The organism is Noviherbaspirillum sp. UKPF54 (genome assembly GCF_007874125.1).
In the GTDB taxonomy this organism is placed as follows: domain Bacteria; phylum Pseudomonadota; class Gammaproteobacteria; order Burkholderiales; family Burkholderiaceae_D; genus Noviherbaspirillum.
In genome coordinates this window covers 3389487-3407245 of sequence record NZ_CP040128.1, presented here as the reverse complement: position 1 = coordinate 3407245, position 17759 = coordinate 3389487, and the positions used below count along the sequence as shown (strand labels likewise).

General features: G+C 63.8%; 19 protein-coding genes. 3 read left to right on the top strand and 16 right to left on the bottom strand.

The features are described from left to right. Positions 1-3: 3 nt before the first annotated feature. The gene (locus tag FAY22_RS15735; RefSeq protein WP_146331092.1) at positions 4-2187 is read right to left on the bottom strand and encodes a xanthine dehydrogenase family protein molybdopterin-binding subunit; all 2184 of its coding nucleotides are present in this window, start codon (positions 2185-2187) and stop codon (positions 4-6) included. Positions 2188-2197: 10 nt separating this feature from the next. Next, complete coding sequence (locus FAY22_RS15730) at positions 2198-2668, bottom strand: (2Fe-2S)-binding protein (protein ID WP_146331091.1); 471 nt, start codon at positions 2666-2668, stop codon at positions 2198-2200. A 181-nt stretch (positions 2669-2849) separates the two neighbouring features. Between FAY22_RS15730 and FAY22_RS15725 the strand changes: the two genes are divergently transcribed. Both FAY22_RS15725 and FAY22_RS15720 read left to right on the top strand, forming a co-directional pair. Then, positions 2850-3806 (top strand): AraC family transcriptional regulator, encoded by a 957-nt coding sequence (locus tag FAY22_RS15725; protein ID WP_146333475.1) that lies wholly within the window; start codon positions 2850-2852, stop codon positions 3804-3806. 116 nt (positions 3807-3922) lie between these two features. Beyond that, a complete protein-coding gene (locus FAY22_RS15720; protein WP_146331090.1) occupies positions 3923-4273 on the top strand; it encodes a hypothetical protein in 351 nt (116 codons plus the stop codon). A gap of 4 nt (positions 4274-4277) precedes the next feature. Here FAY22_RS15720 and FAY22_RS15715 read toward each other — a convergent pair whose 3' ends face one another. The 14 genes from FAY22_RS15715 to FAY22_RS15650 form a co-directional block, all read right to left on the bottom strand. Then, positions 4278-5087: a substrate-binding domain-containing protein gene (locus FAY22_RS15715; protein WP_146331089.1), complete on the bottom strand. Its 810-nt coding sequence runs from the start codon at positions 5085-5087 to the stop codon at positions 4278-4280. Between the two features lie 15 nt (positions 5088-5102). Beyond that, the gene (locus FAY22_RS15710; protein WP_146331088.1) at positions 5103-5780 is read right to left on the bottom strand and encodes an energy-coupling factor ABC transporter ATP-binding protein; all 678 of its coding nucleotides are present in this window, start codon (positions 5778-5780) and stop codon (positions 5103-5105) included. Next, a complete protein-coding gene (locus tag FAY22_RS15705) occupies positions 5777-6484 on the bottom strand; it encodes an ABC transporter permease (RefSeq protein ID WP_146331087.1) in 708 nt (235 codons plus the stop codon). Before FAY22_RS15705 ends, FAY22_RS15710 begins: the two co-directional genes overlap by 4 nt. Positions 6485-6502: 18 nt before the next feature. Continuing rightward, positions 6503-7345 (bottom strand): formate dehydrogenase accessory sulfurtransferase FdhD, encoded by an 843-nt coding sequence (locus FAY22_RS15700; RefSeq protein WP_146331086.1) that lies wholly within the window; start codon positions 7343-7345, stop codon positions 6503-6505. A gap of 28 nt (positions 7346-7373) precedes the next feature. Continuing rightward, positions 7374-7748 carry a hypothetical protein gene (locus tag FAY22_RS15695; RefSeq protein ID WP_146331085.1) on the bottom strand — a complete coding sequence of 125 codons (375 nt, stop codon included), beginning with the start codon at positions 7746-7748 and terminating at the stop codon, positions 7374-7376. Between the two features lie 11 nt (positions 7749-7759). Next, a complete protein-coding gene (locus FAY22_RS15690) occupies positions 7760-8902 on the bottom strand; it encodes a formate dehydrogenase subunit gamma (protein ID WP_146331084.1) in 1143 nt (380 codons plus the stop codon). Positions 8903-8961: 59 nt separating this feature from the next. Next, positions 8962-9192 carry a hypothetical protein gene (locus FAY22_RS15685; RefSeq protein ID WP_146331083.1) on the bottom strand — a complete coding sequence of 77 codons (231 nt, stop codon included), beginning with the start codon at positions 9190-9192 and terminating at the stop codon, positions 8962-8964. After that, positions 9189-9815 (bottom strand): formate dehydrogenase FDH3 subunit beta, encoded by a 627-nt coding sequence (gene fdh3B / locus FAY22_RS15680; protein WP_146331082.1) that lies wholly within the window; start codon positions 9813-9815, stop codon positions 9189-9191. The genes FAY22_RS15685 and fdh3B overlap by 4 nt, the downstream gene beginning before the upstream one ends. A gap of 12 nt (positions 9816-9827) precedes the next feature. Beyond that, positions 9828-12788 (bottom strand): formate dehydrogenase subunit alpha, encoded by a 2961-nt coding sequence (locus tag FAY22_RS15675; protein ID WP_146331081.1) that lies wholly within the window; start codon positions 12786-12788, stop codon positions 9828-9830. 18 nt (positions 12789-12806) lie between these two features. Continuing rightward, positions 12807-13004, bottom strand: a complete 198-nt coding sequence (locus FAY22_RS15670; RefSeq protein ID WP_146331080.1) for a hypothetical protein — start codon at positions 13002-13004, stop codon at positions 12807-12809. Positions 13005-13107: 103 nt separating this feature from the next. Continuing rightward, positions 13108-13728, bottom strand: coding sequence for a molecular chaperone (locus FAY22_RS15665; RefSeq protein WP_146331079.1), 621 nt, complete (start codon positions 13726-13728; stop codon positions 13108-13110). Positions 13729-13764: 36 nt separating this feature from the next. Beyond that, the gene (locus FAY22_RS15660; RefSeq protein ID WP_146331078.1) at positions 13765-15858 is read right to left on the bottom strand and encodes a 4Fe-4S binding protein; all 2094 of its coding nucleotides are present in this window, start codon (positions 15856-15858) and stop codon (positions 13765-13767) included. Beyond that, on the bottom strand, positions 15833-16360 hold the full coding sequence (locus tag FAY22_RS15655) for a DUF3306 domain-containing protein (RefSeq protein ID WP_146331077.1): 528 nt from the start codon (positions 16358-16360) through the stop codon (positions 15833-15835). Before FAY22_RS15655 ends, FAY22_RS15660 begins: the two co-directional genes overlap by 26 nt. After that, positions 16350-16880, bottom strand: a complete 531-nt coding sequence (locus FAY22_RS15650; protein WP_146331076.1) for a DUF3305 domain-containing protein — start codon at positions 16878-16880, stop codon at positions 16350-16352. The genes FAY22_RS15655 and FAY22_RS15650 overlap by 11 nt, the downstream gene beginning before the upstream one ends. A 227-nt stretch (positions 16881-17107) precedes the next feature. On the opposite strand from FAY22_RS15650, the gene mobA reads away from it, so the two are divergent. Then, complete coding sequence (mobA, locus tag FAY22_RS15645; RefSeq protein WP_146331075.1) at positions 17108-17704, top strand: molybdenum cofactor guanylyltransferase MobA; 597 nt, start codon at positions 17108-17110, stop codon at positions 17702-17704. The last annotated feature ends 55 nt before the right edge of the window (positions 17705-17759 follow it).

Below are 17759 nucleotides of genomic sequence, written 5' to 3'. Positions count from 1 at the left end.
CCATCATACTTTCAATTCATCGGCACGGAGCGGCAGGCGGCGCACGCGCTTTCCTGTCGCCGCGGCGATCGCGTTCGCGACTGCCGGCGCCACCGGCGGCACGCCCGGTTCGCCGATGCCGGTCGGCTTTTCAGCAGAGGGCACGATGTGCACCTCGACTGCGGGCATCTCGTCGATGCGGATCGGCGTGTAGTCGTGGAAATTCGACTGCTCGACCACGCCGTCCTTGAGCGTGATCGCGCCGTGCAGCATCGCCGACAAGGCAAAGCCGACCGAGCCTTCGACCTGCGAGCGCACATTGTCGGGATTGACGGCGATGCCGCAATCGACCGCGCAGACGATGCGGTCGACCTTGACGCGGCCGTCCGGCTTGACCGTCACCTCGGCCACCTGGGCGACATAGCTGCTGAACGATTCGTGCACCGCCACGCCGCGCCCGCGCCTGTCGCCGTCGGTGCCCTTGGCCAGCGGCGTTCCCCAGCCGGCCTTGCCGGCGGCGAGTTTCAGCACGCCGGCATGGCGCGGATGGCGTTCGAGCAGCGCCAGGCGGAAGGCCACCGGGTCCTGGCCCGCCGCGGCGGCGACTTCGTCGAGAAAGGTCTCGGTCGAATACGCCGTGTGCGTCGAGCCCACCGAGCGCCACCATAGCACCGGCACGTGAATCTCCTCGGGCGTGTGCAGGTCGACCAGCATGTTCGGGATGGCATAGGGCAGGTTGGCGGCCCCTTCGACCGACACGGCGTCGATGCCGTCCTTGACCATGGCTGCGAACGGCGAACCGGCCAGGATCGACTGGCCGACAAGCCGGTGACGCCAGCCGACCAGCCGCCCTTGCGCATCGAGCGCCGCTTCGAGCGCGTGATGGAATGCGGGCCGGTAGTAGCCTGCCTTCATGTCGTCTTCGCGCAGCCATACCAGCTTGACCGGCGCGCGGCCGTTGATCGCCTTGGCAATGCTCGCCGCTTCCAGGACGTAGTCCGAATCCTTGCTGGCGCGCCGGCCGAAGCTGCCGCCGGCGTACAGCATGTTCAGCGTCACCTGTTCCGGCTTGAGCCCGAGCAGCGCGGCGACCTTCATCTGGTCCATGGTCTGTCCCTGCTCGCCGTTCCAGATTTCGCAGCCGTCCTTCTTCAATTGCACGACGCAATTCATCGGCTCCATGGCCGCGTGCGCGAGGTAGGGGAAATCGTAAGCCGCGCGCAGCACGCGTGCCGGCGAGGCGAACGCGGCGTCGGAGTTGCCTTCCTTGCGCGCGACCGCGCCGGGCGATTTCGCCAGCTCATGGTAGCGCGCAAAGATTTCATTCGTGCCGAGCTTGAAAGCGTTCGACTCGTCCCACTCGACCTGCAGCGCGTCGCGCCCCTTTTTCGCGCTCCAGGTATCCTTCGCCAGCACCGCCACGCCGGTCGGAATGGCGACCACATCCACGACGCCTTTGACGGCCTTCGCGCGGGCGGCGTCGAAGGATTTCACCCTGGCGCCGAAGCGCGGCGGATGGGCGACCACGGCGGTCAGCATGCCGGGCAGATGGACATCCTGGGTGAAGCGTGCCTGGCCGGTGATCTTGGCGGCAGTATCCTTGCGCGGCGCGCGCTTGCCGATGAGCTTGAAGTCCTTGGCATCCTTGAGCTTGACCTCGCCGGGCACCGGCTGCTGCGCCGCCGTCTGCGCCAGCTGGCCGAAGCTTGCCTTGCGCTGCGAACGCGCATGCATGACGATACCCTCGCTCACGCCGATCTCGTCGGCCGGCACCTGCCACTGTTTCGCCGCCGCGGCGACCAGCATGGCGCGCGCCGAAGCGCCGGCGCGGCGCAGCTGCTCCCACGAGTTCGCGATCGCGGTGCTGCCGCCGGTACCCTGCGCCGGCCCCCACAGCAGGTTGTTGTAGCGCTTGGCGTCGGCCGGCGCGCCTTCGACGCGCACCTGCGGCCAGGCGGCATCCAGCTCTTCCGCCACGATGGTGGCCAGGCCGGTGTAGGTGCCCTGGCCCATCTCGATGTGCTTGGAAATCACGGTCACCGTGTTGTCGGCGCCGATACGCAGGAAGGCGTTCGGCTCGAAGGGCTGCGCGCCGGGAGCCGCGGCCGCGTGCGCCATGTTCGGCAGGTAGACGGCCAGAGTCAGTCCGGCGGCCCCCTGGAGGAAGCGGCGGCGGCTTTCGTTCTCGATGCGGGTCGTGTTCGTCATTGCGTCTCCTTCAAGTGAGCGATTGCGCCGCCTCGTGGATGGCGGCACGGATGCGGACATAGGTGGCGCAACGGCAGATATTGCCGGCCATGGCATGGTCGATGTCGGCGTCGGACGGCTTGCGGTTCTTCTCCAGCAAGGCCACGGCACTCATGATCTGGCCCGACTGGCAGTAGCCGCACTGCACGACGTCGAGCTTTTGCCAGGCGTCCTGTACCGCCTTGGCGACGCGCACGCTACTCGTACCCTGGCTCACCCCTTCGATCGTGACGACTTTCTTGCCTGCGGCGGCCGACACCGGCGTGCTGCACGAGCGCACCGGCTGGCCGTCCAGGTGGACGGTGCAGGCGCCGCACAACCCCATGCCGCAACCGTATTTCGTGCCGGTCATTTGCAGCGTATCGCGCAGCACCCATAGCAGGGGCGTGTCGGGGTCGGCATCGACGCGGGTCGCGCGGCCGTTGATGTCGAGTGTGATCATCGGTGACTCCTGGTGGAGGAAGAAAGGGGATGAATTGCATTCTCGTCGCCATGGTGCTTCATCTGTTAGCACGATCCTGTCAGCTTTTTGCCTAATCCTACGAGGCTCGCGACAGATGGATAAAGGTGGATTACCATCGGCGTGTATCGACTCAGGAGTTCCCGTGAAACTGCACGCCGCCATGCCTCCCCAGAAAATCGAAGAGATCGACGCGCTGCGCCGGCCGCTCGCCGAGGCTGTTGCGCGATGGACCGACGGTGTCAACCAGCTGAACACGATCATCCCGAACCTGATGTTCTTCCGGCGTGAAGAACCGACCCAGCCGGCCAATTGCATGGTGGAACCAAGCGTCGCGCTCGTCGTCCAGGGCGCCAAGAGGGCCTTGCTTGGTGACAATGTCTATGACTATGACATCAGGCGCTTCCTGATCACCTCGCTCGACCTGCCGGCCATGATGCATATCGTCGAAGCCAGCCGCGACAAGCCCTACCTTGGCGTGATGCTCAAGCTCGACCTGCACGTGGTGGCGGAGCTGATGATGCAAAGCGGAATGCCGCCGCCGCCCGAGCATGCGTCCGACCGCGGCATGGTGCTCGGTGAAACCACGCCGCATCTGCTCCACGCATTCAGGCGCTTGCTGGACTTGCTCGACGACCCGGCCTCCATTCCGGTGCTCGCGCCGCTCATCCAGCGTGAAATCTGTTATCGCCTGCTGATGAGCGACCAGGGCGCGCGCCTGTGGCAGATCGCCTCGGTGGGCAGCCAGAGCCACCGGATCGCCCGCGCCATCGATTGGTTGAAGTCGCACTTCGCGCATCCGCTGCGCATCGAGGAGCTCGCCGCCCATGTGCAGATGAGCGCCTCCAGCTTCCACCATCACTTCCGCCTGCTCACCGCGATGAGCCCGCTGCAGTTCCAGAAGTGGCTGCGCCTGAACGAAGCGCGCCGCCTGATGCTGGCGGATCATCTGGATGCCTCCACTGCCGCCTTCCAGGTGGGCTACGAAAGCCCCTCGCAGTTCAGCCGGGAATACAGCCGGCTGTTCGGAACGCCGCCGCGGCGCGACATCGACAACCTGCGGCGCTTGTCCGACACAGGCACCGGAATGGCGCCGCTGCAGTCCGCTGCGCTGTCCTGACTTCCCGGCACCGCATTTCCAAGAACCGCTCTCCTTAACGTTGGTCAAAAGATAAAACTGCGGCCGCGCGGAATCGCCTTGCCGGTGCGCGGTCGCTTTTTCATGAGGAGAGTTCCATGAAGGTAAACACACCCGTGCTGCTGGCCGGCCTTGCGTTTGCATTGTTGGCCGGCTGCGAAAGAGCGCCGGGACCGAAGACTTCGGGCGTTGATCCAATATCCGGTTCCTCGCCCAAGGACTCGCCCGCGCCTCCCGGCGGGTCGGTCGCGTTGCCGCCCGATAAGATACCGCCGTCGGACGCCTCGTTGTCGGCGGCAGCTGACAGCAAGGGGCAGAGCGGGGATGCCAACAGCCCGACGCAGGCCAATCCATCCGCGCTGCAAAAATCGCAGGAGCAGGGAGCCATGCCGCAATCCGGGCAGGTCAACAATCATTCAGTGCCGGAAACCACGGGCACAACCAAGTAAGGCTTCATTGTTGCTTTGCTGATGGAAAGAAAAGCTGCTGCCCGTTGACGCGGAACGAGGCGATGCGTTGTTGCCCGGCTTCGGAAGTGATCCACCGGATCAATTGCATCGCACCAGAGAAGTTGACGTCTTTGTGACTGGACGGGTTGACCGCGATGATGCCGTACGGATTGAACATGCTGGGGTCGCCTTCGACCGCAATCGCCAGTCCCGTGCGCGCCTTGTAGGTCGTGTAGGTTGCCCGGTCGGTGAGCGTATAGGCTTGCAGTTCGGCCGCCATGGTCAGCACTTCGCCCATCCCTAAGCCGGCGGACACATAGGCGGCGCCTTCGGGCTTGACGCCCGCTTCTTTCCAGTAGCGCTGTTCCATCTGGTCGGTGCCCGAGTTATCGCCGCGCGAGATGAAGCGTGCCTTTGTCTGCACGATTTTCCGGAATGCTTCCAGGACGTTCTTCATGCCCCGGATTCCCGCTGGGTCGGAATCCGGACCGACGACAATGAAATCGTTGTACATCACGTCCCTTCGTTCCACGCCGTATCCCTGCGCGACGAACTGGTCTTCGGCCGGCCTGGCGTGCACGAGCGTCACGTCGACGTCGCCGTTCTTCGCCAGCTCCAGCGCCTTTCCGGTGCCGACCGAAATGACGTGTACCTTCAGCCCCGACTGCGCTTCGAACGCCGGCAGAAGGTAGTTCAGCAATCCGGAATTGTCCGTGCTGGTCGTCGTGGAGAGCTTGAGAACCTGCTGTGCCAGCCCGTGCGGCGCAATCCACGATAGGGTGGCAGCCAGTATTATGTGCAACAACTTCTTCATGTACCTTCCTTTCTATCAGACGACTTTCCGGAGGCGGTTTTGCCGCGCCTGCAAGCGGCCGTCGCGCAGTTTCAACCTTTCCACGTTGGGCAGGGCAATCAGGTCGCGGTCATGGCAGGCCATGACGACGGTGCTCCCCACGGCGGTCAGCGAGGGGATCAGCGCGATCACCTGTTCCCGTGCCGCTCCGTCCAGGTTCGCGGTCGGCTCATCCAGCAGTAGGAGTTTGGGATGGAGCACTTTGGCGCGTGCCAGGGCAACGCGCTGTTTCTCGCCGCCGGAGAGCGTGGCCGGCTTGCTTTTGCGCAGGTGTTCCACGCCCGCCCATTGCATCGCCTCGTCGACGCGGCGCGCCGCCTCGTCGCGCGCGATGCTGCGCGCGTTCAAGCCGTAAGCGATGTTGTCCGCGACCGAGGTCGAGAACATGACCGGATGCTGGTGCACATAGACGACCGCTTCGCGCAGAAGCGCGGGGTAGGGCGCGAGGGATGTCGCGGTTCCGCGGAAGCTGACGCTGTCGGCCTCTGCGCTTTCCAGACCCGCGAGAATGCGCAGCAAGGTGCTTTTGCCGGTGCCATTCAACCCGGTCAGAACATAGGCGGCCCCTTCGCGCAGCACCAGGCGGTCGATCTCGAACAGCAGACGCTCGCCGAACCGTTTTTTCAAGCCGTCGACGCAGAGCAGCGCAGTCATGCCGTTCCCTTCGCCATTTGGGGATCGCCTTGCGCGAACATTAGCCCCGCATTGATCAGCAGCGCGATGGCGATCAGCACGATGCCCAAAGCAATCCCCTGCGCGAACTCGCCCTTGCTGGTCTGCAGCGCGATGGCAGTGGTCATGGTGCGCGTCTCCCCCGCGATATTGCCGCCCACCATGATCGCGCATCCCACTTCGGAAATGACGCGGCCGAAGCCGCTGATAATGGCGGCCATCACGCCGAAGCGGGCTTCATGCAGGACGGTGCGCATCGCGCCCCAGCGCGAGGCGCCAAGCGTGACGGCGGTTTCCGCGATGCGCGGGTCGGCGGACTGGATGGCGGCGAGCGAGAAGGCGACCAGCACCGGCAAGGCGATCAGGACCTGCCCGGCGACGATGCCGCTCTGGGAAAAGAGCCAATGCAGGCCGCCCAGCGGACCCTGGCGCGACAGCACCAGGTACAGCAGCAGGCCGATCAGCACGGTGGGCAGCGAGAGCGAGGCTTGCACCAGCCAGATGACGACGCGCCGGCCGCGAAAGGAGCTGGTGGCGATCGCATGGCCGGCGACCACGGCGAGCGGCGTCGACAAGACGAGCGCGACCAGCGTGGTTTTCAGCGACACCCAGATGATTTGCCAGAGCTCGGCATCTCCGGACAGCAGGAGGGCAAAGGCGGCCCGGATGGCGTCAAGCATAGGCATCGTCGGAGGTACTGCCGGCTACGCGACGCGCAGCACGTCGGCCAGATGGGGTTCCATGATGAGCCGATTCTTCCCGGTCAGCGCCAGGAAGTGCTTTCCGGTGCAGCGTGCAAGCAGGGTCATGCCCAGCCTGTCGGCTACCATGTGCCCCATCTGCGTGGTGCCCGAGCGCGACAGCAGGAAAGGCATGCCCATCTGCGCGCCCTTGATCACCATCTCGGAAGTCAACCGGCCGGTAGTGTAAAAGACCTTGTCCTCGCCGCTCAATCCATCGAGCCACATGCGGCCGGCGATGGTATCCACGGCGTTGTGGCGCCCCACATCCTCGATGAAATACAGCAATTCGCCGTCGCCGGTGAACAAGGCACAGCCATGCACCGAGCCGGCCTGCTTGTAGATCGACTGATACGCGCGCACCGTATCGACGATCCGGTACAGCACCGATTGGCGCAGGCGGGCGTCGGGCGCCAGCGTGATGCGGTCGATGTCATCCATCAGCCCGCCAAACACCGATCCCTGGCCGCAGCCCGTGGTCACGACTTTCTTCGCCGTTCTTTCCTCGATGTCTGCAATGCCGCCGGCGGTCTTGACCGCAACCGCTTCCACCTCCCAATCGACCGTAATCGATTCGACGTCCTCCAGCGACTTGACCAGGCGCTGGTTACGCAGGTAGCCGAGAGTCAGCGCTTCCGGCGCGCTGCCCAGCGTCATCAGCGTGACCAGTTCCCGCTTGTCGACGTAGACCGTCAGCGCGCGCTCGGCGGGAATCGAGATCGTGGACAGCCGCCCTCGCTCATCCATCGCCTCCACCTCGCGGGTAAGGGGAGCATGGGCGTTGGTCATGGTCGGACGGCGGGGCATGGCGGGCTTTCGTGTCGGTGGAATAAATTTATTTCTTGGCCGGGGCTGCAGCCGCGGCGGCGGGAGCGGCTGCAGCTGGCGCATTGGGCGCATTGGGTGCACCAGCCGCAGGCGCAGCGGCCACGCTTGATGCGCCAGGTACATATGGCCCGGGGTCCGTGCAGGGTGGCGTTTCCATGGTCGGTTTTCTGGCGCCTTCCTTGCTCTTCAGGTACTGCTTGGCGACGCGATCCTGGGCCAGGCACAACTTGTAGGCGGCAACCTTGTCGCTCCACGCTGCCTTGTCCTTGGCGGCCGCCGCGGCCGCCGCCGCTTCCGGCGTCGGCGGTGGCAGTTTCGCCAAGGCGTTTGCCGCGCCGAGCGCCAGGATCGTCGTCAATACGAATGCGAATGCGGTGCGCATCAGGTCCTCCTTCAGGCGTTGATCGGCGCAGGCGCATCGCCGGGACGCGGCTGCGTGCGCACACGCGGGATTTCGCCGCTTTGCACCTGCTCGTACCACAGGTCGTGGTGTTCCTTGGCCCAGGTGTCGTCGACATATCCGTGGCGCATGGCGTCGTAAGCGCCTTCCATGCCGAGCGTGCCGAGATAGATGTGGCCGACCGCTCCGGCCGCCATCAGCGTGGTCCCCAGCAGGTGGACGATGTGGGCGATCTGCATGTTGCCGCGCGTGTAGGCAATGCCGGGAACCAGCATGTCGAGCACGAAGCCGGAGGCGCTGATGATGAGCCCGAGCAGCGTCAGGCCGCCCCAGAACCAGATTTTTTCGCCGGCGTTGAAGCGCCCGGCGCTCGGCTCCGTGCCGCTGAACAAGCCGCCAAAATGCCGCAGCCAGCGCACGTCTTCCCTTATCGGGAAATTGTCGCGCACGAACAGGACGAAGACGACGACGGTCGACACCGCAAATACGGGGCCGACGAAGTTATGCACGGTCTTCAAGGCGTAGGTCAGCCAGCCGAACAGAGTGTGCCCGGTCAGGGGCAGCAGCAGGTAGCGCCCGAAGAGCATGATCAGCCCGGACACGGCAAGGGTCACAAAGCTGATCGCGACCGTCCAATGCGCCGTGCGCTCCATCGGCGTAAACCGTTCGATCCGCCTGCCGGTGGGCGGCTCCTTGTTGCGGATCTTGCCGAAGACGAAGTACAGGATGGTCACTACCAGCAGCGCCGCCAGGATGATGCCGGCGCCGATGGCGGTGAGCGGCCCGTTGCGGTACTGGCGCCACGCCTCGCCCGCGGTCAATGCCTTGTCCTGACCGAGGAATCGTGCCTTGGGCTGGATCAGCACGCCGGACTCCAGTCCGGGCAGGCTGGAATAGTGGCGCTCGCCTTGCTTGACGGCCCGCCATACCGGCGCGTTGTTGCCGGGCTGGGCGCGCGAGCGCTCTGCCTGGTTTTGCTTGAGGATGTCGACGGACTCCACGTTGGGCACACCGGCGGCCGGCGGCGCCTGCGGAGCTGGATTCGGCGCGGGCGCCGCCGGCTTCGCCTCCTGTGCCCACGCCATGCCCATGGCCAGCGTCATGGACAAGGCAAGGCTGGAAATCCATTTGATCATGATGTCGTTCCTCCTGGCGCCCGGTTGGCCTTTCGGTCCCCATGCCTGTGCGCCTGACCTTAATTCGTCTTCACATACTCGTTTTGCATTTGCCCGCGGGACCGGATCTGGTTTTCCCAGCTCCCCTGGTTGCCGGGTGTCCAACCCTTCACGACATACGGGTCCTTCGCGCCTTGCCAGGGAGCCGTGTCGTGCCGGTTGGTGTTGCCGGTTGTCTTGGTCTGGTCGGGCTCGCCGCAGCCGGCGAGCAGCGCGGCGGCGGCAACGAGAAGCAGGGTGATCGGTTTCATGATTTTTTCCCGGTTTGCGACGCGTCCTGGCTGGGAGTTTTGCCATAGGCGGTGCCCCATCCCCAGACTTCGCTGCCCTTGCCGCGATGAATGACTCGGTTGCGAAAGATGTCTGCCACCACGTCGCCATCGCCGCCGAGCAGCGCCTTGGTCGAGCACATTTCGGCGCAGGCCGGCAGCTTTCCTTCCGCCAGCCGGTTGCGGCCATACTTTTCAAACTCGGCCTGCGATCCGTTTTCTTCCGGCCCGCCGGCGCAGAACGTGCATTTATCCATCTTCCCGCGCAGGCCGAAGGTACCCTTCGACGGAAACTGCGGTGCGCCGAAGGGACAGGCGTACGCGCAATAACCGCAACCGATGCACGCGTCCTTGTTATGCAGCACCACGCCCTCGTCGGTGCGGTAGAAGCAGTCCACCGGGCAGACCGCCATGCAGGGTGCGTCGGAGCAATGCATGCAGGCCACCGAAATCGTCTTTTCCTGCCCGACCACGCCATCGTTGATCGTGACCACGCGGCGTCGGTTGACGCCCCATGGAACCTCGTTCTCGTTCTTGCACGCGGTCGCGCAGCTGTTGCATTCGATGCAGCGCTCCGAGTCGCAAATGAATTTCATCCTTGCCATGTCGCCTCTCCGTCACGCGGTGTAGCGTTCGATGTTGCAGATGGTGGTCTTGGTTTCCTGCATCATGGTCACCGAGTCATACCCGTAGGTCGTCGCGGTATTGACCGCCTCGCCGCGCACCACCGGCGCCGCGCCCTCGGGGTAATACTCAAGCAGGTCCCTGCCTTGCCACCATCCCGAGAAGTGGAAGGGCATGAACGCGGTATCGGGGCCGACGCGCGGTGTCACCAGCGCCTTGACCTTCAGGCGCGCGCCGGTCGGCGTGGACAGCACCACGTACTCCCCGTTGCGGATGCCGCGATCCGCCGCCGCCTTGGGATTGATCTCCACGAAGGCGTCCTGCTGCAATTCGGCCAGCCAGGGATTGGAACGCGTCTCCTCGCCGCCGCCTTCGTATTCCACGAGCCGGCCCGAGGTCAGGATGATCGGGAATTTCTCGTGCAATTTTTCTTGCACGTTCTTCTGCTGCACCGACTTGTACAGGGTGGGCAGGCGCCAGAACGCCATCTTGTCGTCATGCGTCGGATACTTGGCGACCAGGTCCGGCCGGGTGCTGTAGAGCGGCTCGCGGTGCAGCGGCACCGGGTCGGGGAAGTTCCAGACCAGCGCGCGCGCCTTGGCGTTGCCGAACGGATGCACCCCGTGCACCTTCAGGCAGACGCGCTGGATGCCGCCGGACAGGTCGGTTTTCCAGTTCTTTCCTTCGGCCGCCTTTTTCTCTTCATCCGTCAAGTCGTCCCACCAGCCGAGCTTTTTCAGCAGGACATGGTCGAACTCCGGGTAGCCGGTGGTGATGTCCGAGCCGACCGAGTGCACCCCGTCCTCCGCGAGCAGATTGACGCCGTCGCGCTCGACGCCGAAGTTGGCCCGGAAGCAGCCGCCGCCATCCATCACATGCTTCGTGGTGTCATACAGGTTGGCCGAGCCCGGGTGCTTGAGTTCCGGCGTGCCGTAGCAAGGCCAGGGCAGGCCGAAGTAGTCGCCCGTCAGGTCGTAGCCGGTCGCCGGGTCCTTGCCGCCCTTGCACCTGAGCGTCTTCACGTCGAACAGGTGCATGTTGCGCATGTGCGCCTTCAGCCGCTCCGGCGACTGGCCGGTATACCCGATGGTCCATGTTCCGCGGTTGATTTCGCGCAGCATGGACTCCGGCTCCGGTTCCATCATGCCCCCCTTGCCGGGAACCAGTTTCAGCTTGGCCACCAGCTCCTTGCCGAAGCCGAGCTTGTCGGCCAGCTGGTACATGATCATCTGGTCGGTGCGCGACTCGAACAGCGGCTCGATCACGCGTTCCCGCCATTGCAGCGAACGGTTGGACGCGGTCACCGAACCGGCGGTCTCGAACTGCGTCGCCGCCGGCAGCAGATAGACGGCGCGATTCGGATTGAGCTGTTGCCCATCCACCTTCATCGCGGCCATGGCCGCCGTCGCCGATGGATACGGGTCGATGACGACGAGCAGATCGAGCTTGTCCATCGCCTTCTTCATCTCCAGCCCGCGCGTCTGCGAGTTGGGCGCGTGACCCCAGAACACCAGTCCCCTGACGTTCGGGCCCTGGTCGATCAATTCGTTCTTTTCCAGCACGGCGTCGATCCAGCGCGACACGGTGGTGCCGGATTTTTCCATCAGCGCCTGCGACGGGTACTGTTTCTTGATCCATTCATAGTCCACGCCCCAGACTGCCGCCCAGTGCTTCCATGCGCCGGTGGACAGGCCGTAGTAGCCCGGCAGGGAGTCGGGGTTCGGCCCCACGTCGGTCGCGCCCTGGACGTTGTCGTGCCCGCGGAAGATATTGGTTCCGCCGCCGGAAACGCCGACGTTGCCGAGCGCCAGTTGCAGGATGCAGGAGGCGCGCACCATCGCGTTGCCGATCGTGTGTTGCGTCTGGCCCATGCACCAGACGACCGACGACGGGCGGTTCCTGGCCATCGTTTCCGCCGCCTTCTTCACTTCCGCTTCCGGCACGCCGCACGCATCCTCGACCTTGTCCGGCGTCCACTTCATGACTTCTTCGCGGACCTTGTCCATGCCGTACACGCGGTCGTTGATGTACTTCTTGTCTTCCCATCCGTTCTGGAAGATGTGGTACATCATCCCGTACAGGAAAGGAATGTCCGAGCCGGAGCGGATGCGGATGTAGTGGTCGGACTTGGCTGCGGTCCGCGTATAGCGGGGATCGACGACGATGATCTTGGTGCCGGTTTCCTTGGCATGCAGCATGTGCAGCATGGAAACGGGATGCGCTTCGGCGGCGTTGGAACCGATATACATGATCGCCTTGGCGTTCTGCATATCGTTGTAGCTGTTCGTCATCGCGCCATAGCCCCAGGTATTCGCGACGCCAGCCACGGTGGTGGAATGGCAAATGCGCGCCTGGTGGTCGGTATTGTTGGTCCCGAAGAAGGAAACGAACTTGCGCAGCAGCGCCGACTGTTCATTGTTGTGCTTGGAGGAACCGATGAAGAACATGGCGTCCGGGCCGCTCGTCTTGCGGATGTCGAGCATGCGGGCAGAGATTTCGTTCAAGGCCTGATCCCAGCTGATGCGCTGGTATTTCCCGTTGACCAGCTTCATCGGGTACTTGAGCCGGTACTCGCCATGCCCGTGCTCGCGCAGGGCCGCACCCTTGGCGCAGTGCGCGCCGAGATTAATCGGGGAATCGAAGACCGGCTCCTGCCGGACCCAGACGCCGTTTTCGACCACGGCGTCGACCGCGCAGCCCACCGAGCAATGCGTGCATACGGTGCGCCGGACTTCGAGTTTCTTGCCGTCCGCCGGCTTGTCGTCGGCCGCGCCGGCCTGCTGGATGAGATTAAGCTGCGATACGGCGATACCGGCGCCGATGCCGATGCCCGAGCGCTTCAGGAAGCTGCGCCTGTCCATGGTAGGCAGCGTCCGCGAGAGGCTGTCGGCGAGGCTGGAGCTGAAGCGAGCGGGCGAGCGCTGCCCTGACTGCCCTTTGCGAGTCAACAACATGGTCATCTCCGCAATCAATCAAATAGTGGTGGTGCGGTAGTACTTCTTGATGTGGTCGGTCAAGCGGTAGCTGTCGCCTTGCGCTTCCTTCGCGGCCTCGGCGGCGCGGGGGAGGGGAGGGCTGGAGGATGCGAGCTTGGCGGCTACTCCGGCTGCCGCGGCTCCGCCCAATACGGCGAAGAAAGTTCTCCGCGCGATCTTGGATTGCTGGGACATGATTGTCTCCTTTGGTAGGAATACCCGCGAGGAATCTGCGTTACCTCTGCATCAGATCAAGTTAGCACAGTTATGGTGCATAAGATTGATCGGTCACAAGTCCTTATGCCATGTCGAAAGCTTGCGTTTCGACTTCGAAAAAATGTTTTGCCAGACGCGCAACTTCAGAATAAAAAACGGCCTGCGGATGCTGCATGATGACGTCGCACATCTCGCCTGCCCACGGTTGGAGGTGCGTGCCGAAGAAGCGCTTCTGCGTATCGAGGCTGCTCTGTTCGGCATCCTCGGACAGGATCAGGTAGCGCATGACGTCGCACACGGCGGCAATGTGGTCTTCGCTTTCCGGCATGCTGTCGCTGCGCTGCAATCGCAACGCGTCGAGGTCGCTGCGCAAAGCGGCAAGCGGCTTCTCCATCAAAAAACCGGATAGATAGAACGAGGCGTACAGCATGATTTCCGGTTTGCCGACGCCGATGAACAGCGACTCGTACTCGTCCCGGACCTTCTCTGCCTGTGCTTCCCCGCAGGTGGCGGCGAGATCGTTCCATGTCCGTTGCAGCACGCCGTCGCCGGACGAGGGCGCCTGCGCGATGGCGTCGAGCAGATCCTGCGCTGGCGGCCCATAGAACAGGCGGGCCAGCAGGGCGTACAGCTCGGCGCGCGCAATTTCCTCGCCATAGTCGGGCGCTTCGAACCTGAGGGCTTGGGTGGAAACAGATGTCATCGACGCTTTTCCTTCTCGGCAAGGTCCTTCCAAAAATTACCGTTTCAATTCGAGGATGCTCATTTCCTGCTTGTTCTGCATCATGTCCACCACGCGGCAGTCCGCGCACATCTTGATGCGCTCCAGGTTGCCGGCGAAGGCGCCATGGGTGGCGAGCTTGGCGAGCATGTTTTCCATCATCTGCAGCGTGCCGAATGGTGTGCCGCAGCGGATGCAATGGAAAGGCTGCGCTTCATTCAGCACGACGCGCTGCCGCGCACGCTCGTCGAGCAGCAGGCGCGGGGTGAGCGAAATCGCGCTTTCGGGACAGGTCTTTTCACACAGGCCGCACTGCACGCAGTTCTTCTCGATAAACCGCAGTTGAGGCAGGTTCGGGTTATCGATCAGCGCCGATTCCGGGCACGCGCCGACGCAGGACATGCATAGCGTACAGGCCGAAGTGTCGACGGCAACGGCGCCATACGGCGCACCGGCCGGCAAGGGGATGTCCGTGACAGGAACGGGCGCATGACGCAGCAAATGCTCGAAGGCGAAGTCGAGGGTGGCGCGTTTGTCCGCGGCGACGTGGTAGAGCGCCGGCTTGGCCGGAACGGACGCGGGCCTTGGCCGCTGCAATTCGCTGTCCAGATCGAGCGCGCTTGCGGCGCGCAACAGCTCTATATGGCGCCCTTCATAGCCGAGCGCGGCAAGAATGGTTTGCGCGATGCCGATTTGCTGTTCCAGGGCATCGATGTACTGCGGCGCTTCCTCGTCCGTCGTCAGCACAAGGATGTTGGAGGCGCCGTAGGCGATGGCAGTGAGCCAGACATCGATGCCAACCGCCGCGACATGGTGCATCTCGACAGGAATGACGCGCGCGGGCAAGCCCAGCGCCGTGCCCGTGCCCGCAAGCCGCCCCAGCGCATCGATCAGTTCCGCGCCGCGTTCCTGGCTGTGGAGCAACAAGGCTGGCTGCTTTCCTCCGGCTTTCAGGTAGGTGCCGAGCAGCGTCCGCAGGCGCTGGCCGAGGTCGGATGCGCGCGGATAGGCATACGTCAGCGCGCCCGAAGGGCAGACCGTCGTGCACGCGCCGCAGCCCGCGCAGAGCTGCGCATTGACCTTGATATGGTCGCCGTCGTGGCTGATCGCGCCGGCCGAGCAAATATCGATGCAGGCGTTGCACCCGGTCTTTTTGTTGCGGCTGTGCGCGCACAGCTTTTCCTTGTAGGTAAAGAATTTGGGCTTGCTGAATTCGCCGACCAGTTGCGTCAGTTGCAGGGCGTGCTCGGCCTGCCTGACCGCATCCTCGCCGGGGGCGAAATAGCCCTGGGGCGGCTGGTGGAGCGTGATCAGCGGCCGCTCTGACAGGTCGAAGATCAGGTCGAATTCCTTCTCCCGGTCGGCGTCGACGCGGTCGAAGTCGATTGCGCCGATCGCGCTGCATGCCTTGACGCAGTCCCGATGCGAGGTGCAGGCGGACAGCTCGATCTGGTAACTGAGATCGATCGCGCTTTCCGGGCACGCCTCGATGCAGGCGTTGCAGCGCGTGCATGATTCGAGATCGATCGGATTGGACTGCCGCCAGCGTACCCTGAACGCGCCCAGCCATCCTTCAATCCGTATGCGCTCTCCCGAGAAAGTGGGATAGCGCCGCTCCAGCATGGCATCGCCGCCGAAGCCCGAGGTCAACAGGACGCTGACGTCGAGTTGCGCGGACAGCCGTTTTGCCCACGGCATCACTCGTGACGACGGACCGATCAGCAGGACGTTTCCATTGGATATGTAGCCGACCGACGGCACCGGCTCCGGTTCAGGCAAGGCGGCGGCGGCCAGCAGGGCGGCCATCTTCGGCAACGCCTGTTTCGCCTGCGCGCCCCAGCCGCCCGTTTCCCGGATGTTCACGAAGCGAATCGGCGCCGTTGCCTCGCGTTGTTCGGCCAGCTCGGAAAACAGGGCGCGTTCCTGGGTGCAGCCCACGACGACCTGATCGTTGCCCTGCAGCTCATCGAGATAGGCGCTCACTTCGCGACGGCACAATTGCGAGACGACCGGCAGCGCCGGCGTGCCGAGCGCGGCGCCCAGCGCGTTGCCGGCCGACGCATCGAGCGGCATGGTGCGATTGCAGTTACATATCTTGAAGCGGGTCGTCATGGCTGTTCTGTTCCTTCGCGGGAGGCGGGACGTCGAGTGTTGCATCGCGTGTTAACAAGTCGTCGGCCACCATCGCATTGTCGTGATCCTCGCCTTGAGCGGTGCTGTCCTGCGGCTCCGCCAAGTGGTTTTCGCGTTGCGCCAGCGGGTCCAGCAACGCTTGCGCGTGGTTGAGCGTGGCAAGGATTGCGGCAGGAATCGGCGTGAACGCGTGGTAGTCCTCGATATAGACGTCCAGGCCATCCATCACATTGAATCGCGGATCGGCAAACAGTTTTTTCATTGCCGAACGGCGGATCTGCTCGTCAACGCCGCGCGCCACGAATGGCGTGAAGTCCGAATCGGGCGTCAGGCGCGCGACCTCGTCGAGCGAAGGCGGCGGGCGCGCCGGCTCCTGCGCCTGCACTGCCGCTGCGTCGCCGGTTCCTTCCGTGGCATGTCGGTTCGCGGCAGCTTCCGCGTTCCGTTGCGACCAGCGGGCGAAAAAGCTTTCAGCTTCCATGGCAGCCTCCTTCCGCGCGCGCCATTTCCGCCACTGCCGCGCCGCCCTCGAAGGAAGGCTTGCGCCGTTTCTTCTTCGGTTCCGGACGATAATGCTCCTGCACGAATGCCGCCATGCGCGCGATGATCGCAGGGGAAGCCGGCAGGGCATCCACCTGCTCTCCGCCATCCATCAGGCGCGCGGCTTCGTTGTAGGACAGCGTGACTTGCTTGGGCACCGCGATCTCCTGGCCGTCGCGTGTCTCCAGGCGCCACATGACGAACCAGCAGGGAGCCGGCGTATCAATGTTCAGGAAATAGCCTTCGGCTTCATCGAGGTAGAGGCTGACTTGAAAACCGCCGAACAGCCAGCGGGCGTCCGACGCATCGTCGCGCAGGCAGCGATACCCGATGTCAGCGAGAAGATCGTCCGCTGCCACTTCGACCGGTTTCCACTGGAAGGGCTGCCATCGATTGGCAATGGGGACGCGCTGCATCACCACTGCAACCGCAAGGGAATCTGTCTCCGGATTTGTCTCCATTTGCTCCGCCAGCGCTCGTGGCGCTTGTCCTGTGTGGGAACATATCTTTTAATACTGCGCCAAAAAAAGCGCGAGCGCAGCCTTTTTTGCATGCGTATTTGATGAATGCCGAATGGAATGTGATGAAGGGTTGTCGCACATCATTAGTGCTGCATGGCGCCAACCGCCAGGAGCCCGTGCGGCGCTACAATTTTCCGACTCACGATCCATCGTCTAGCGAGCGAACAATGTCGATTGCACCTTCTCGCATTACCGGGCTGGTTCTTGCCGGCGGTCGCGGCTCCCGCATGGGCGGTGTGGACAAGGGCTTGCAGACTTTTCGCGGCGCACCGATGGTGTTGCACGCGATACTGCGCCTGGCGCCCCAAGTCGGGACGATCGTCATCAACGCGAATCAGAACATCGGCCCTTACGAAGGCTTCGGCTATCCAGTCTGGCCGGATCAATTGGGTGGCTTTGAAGGGCCGCTGGCCGGCCTGCAAACCGGACTCGCGGGGTGCGAAACGGAATACCTCGTCACGGTGCCGTGCGACTCGCCATTCTTTCCGGAAAATCTCGTGGCCACGCTCGCCGACGCGCTCGTTGCTGCGAACGCCGACATCGCCGTCGCCGTCACGCAGGAAGACGAGCGGCGCACGCATCCGGTTTTCTCGCTCATGAAAGCGAGCGTGCTGCCCAGCCTGAGCGCATTCCTGCAGGAGGGCGGCAGAAAAATCGAGAAGTGGTATCGCTCGCTGCGGTTCGTCGAAGTGATGTTTCCCGACGCGAGTGCCTTTCGCAATATCAATACCGTGGAAGAATTGCGCCGCTTCGAGGACTCCTGACTCCTGCGCAATTCGTCCTATCGCGTCCAGTTTCCGGCTCTACGGCCTCGCCGGT

Excerpts from the sequence above, each read along its gene's own strand:
- FAY22_RS15735 (WP_146331092.1), bottom strand. The coding sequence starts at position 2,187 with ATGACGAACACGACCCGCATCGAGAACGAAAGCCGCCGCCGCTTCCTC.
- FAY22_RS15670 (WP_146331080.1), bottom strand. The coding sequence starts at position 13,004 with ATGTCCCAGCAATCCAAGATCGCGCGGAGAACTTTCTTCGCCGTATTG.
- FAY22_RS15650 (WP_146331076.1), bottom strand. The coding sequence starts at position 16,880 with ATGGAGACAAATCCGGAGACAGATTCCCTTGCGGTTGCAGTGGTGATG.
- FAY22_RS15700 (WP_146331086.1), bottom strand. The coding sequence starts at position 7,345 with ATGCCCCGCCGTCCGACCATGACCAACGCCCATGCTCCCCTTACCCGC.
- FAY22_RS15665 (WP_146331079.1), bottom strand. The coding sequence starts at position 13,728 with ATGACATCTGTTTCCACCCAAGCCCTCAGGTTCGAAGCGCCCGACTAT.
- FAY22_RS15690 (WP_146331084.1), bottom strand. The coding sequence starts at position 8,902 with ATGATCAAATGGATTTCCAGCCTTGCCTTGTCCATGACGCTGGCCATG.
- FAY22_RS15675 (WP_146331081.1), bottom strand. The coding sequence starts at position 12,788 with ATGTTGTTGACTCGCAAAGGGCAGTCAGGGCAGCGCTCGCCCGCTCGC.
- FAY22_RS15660 (WP_146331078.1), bottom strand. The coding sequence starts at position 15,858 with ATGACGACCCGCTTCAAGATATGTAACTGCAATCGCACCATGCCGCTC.
- FAY22_RS15695 (WP_146331085.1), bottom strand. The coding sequence starts at position 7,748 with ATGCGCACCGCATTCGCATTCGTATTGACGACGATCCTGGCGCTCGGC.
- FAY22_RS15725 (WP_146333475.1), top strand. The coding sequence starts at position 2,850 with ATGCCTCCCCAGAAAATCGAAGAGATCGACGCGCTGCGCCGGCCGCTC.
- mobA (WP_146331075.1), top strand. The coding sequence starts at position 17,108 with ATGTCGATTGCACCTTCTCGCATTACCGGGCTGGTTCTTGCCGGCGGT.
- FAY22_RS15730 (WP_146331091.1), bottom strand. The coding sequence starts at position 2,668 with ATGATCACACTCGACATCAACGGCCGCGCGACCCGCGTCGATGCCGAC.
- FAY22_RS15685 (WP_146331083.1), bottom strand. The coding sequence starts at position 9,192 with ATGAAACCGATCACCCTGCTTCTCGTTGCCGCCGCCGCGCTGCTCGCC.
- FAY22_RS15720 (WP_146331090.1), top strand. The coding sequence starts at position 3,923 with ATGAAGGTAAACACACCCGTGCTGCTGGCCGGCCTTGCGTTTGCATTG.
- FAY22_RS15710 (WP_146331088.1), bottom strand. The coding sequence starts at position 5,780 with ATGACTGCGCTGCTCTGCGTCGACGGCTTGAAAAAACGGTTCGGCGAG.
- FAY22_RS15655 (WP_146331077.1), bottom strand. The coding sequence starts at position 16,360 with ATGGAAGCTGAAAGCTTTTTCGCCCGCTGGTCGCAACGGAACGCGGAA.
- FAY22_RS15705 (WP_146331087.1), bottom strand. The coding sequence starts at position 6,484 with ATGCCTATGCTTGACGCCATCCGGGCCGCCTTTGCCCTCCTGCTGTCC.
- FAY22_RS15715 (WP_146331089.1), bottom strand. The coding sequence starts at position 5,087 with ATGAAGAAGTTGTTGCACATAATACTGGCTGCCACCCTATCGTGGATT.
- fdh3B (WP_146331082.1), bottom strand. The coding sequence starts at position 9,815 with ATGGCAAGGATGAAATTCATTTGCGACTCGGAGCGCTGCATCGAATGC.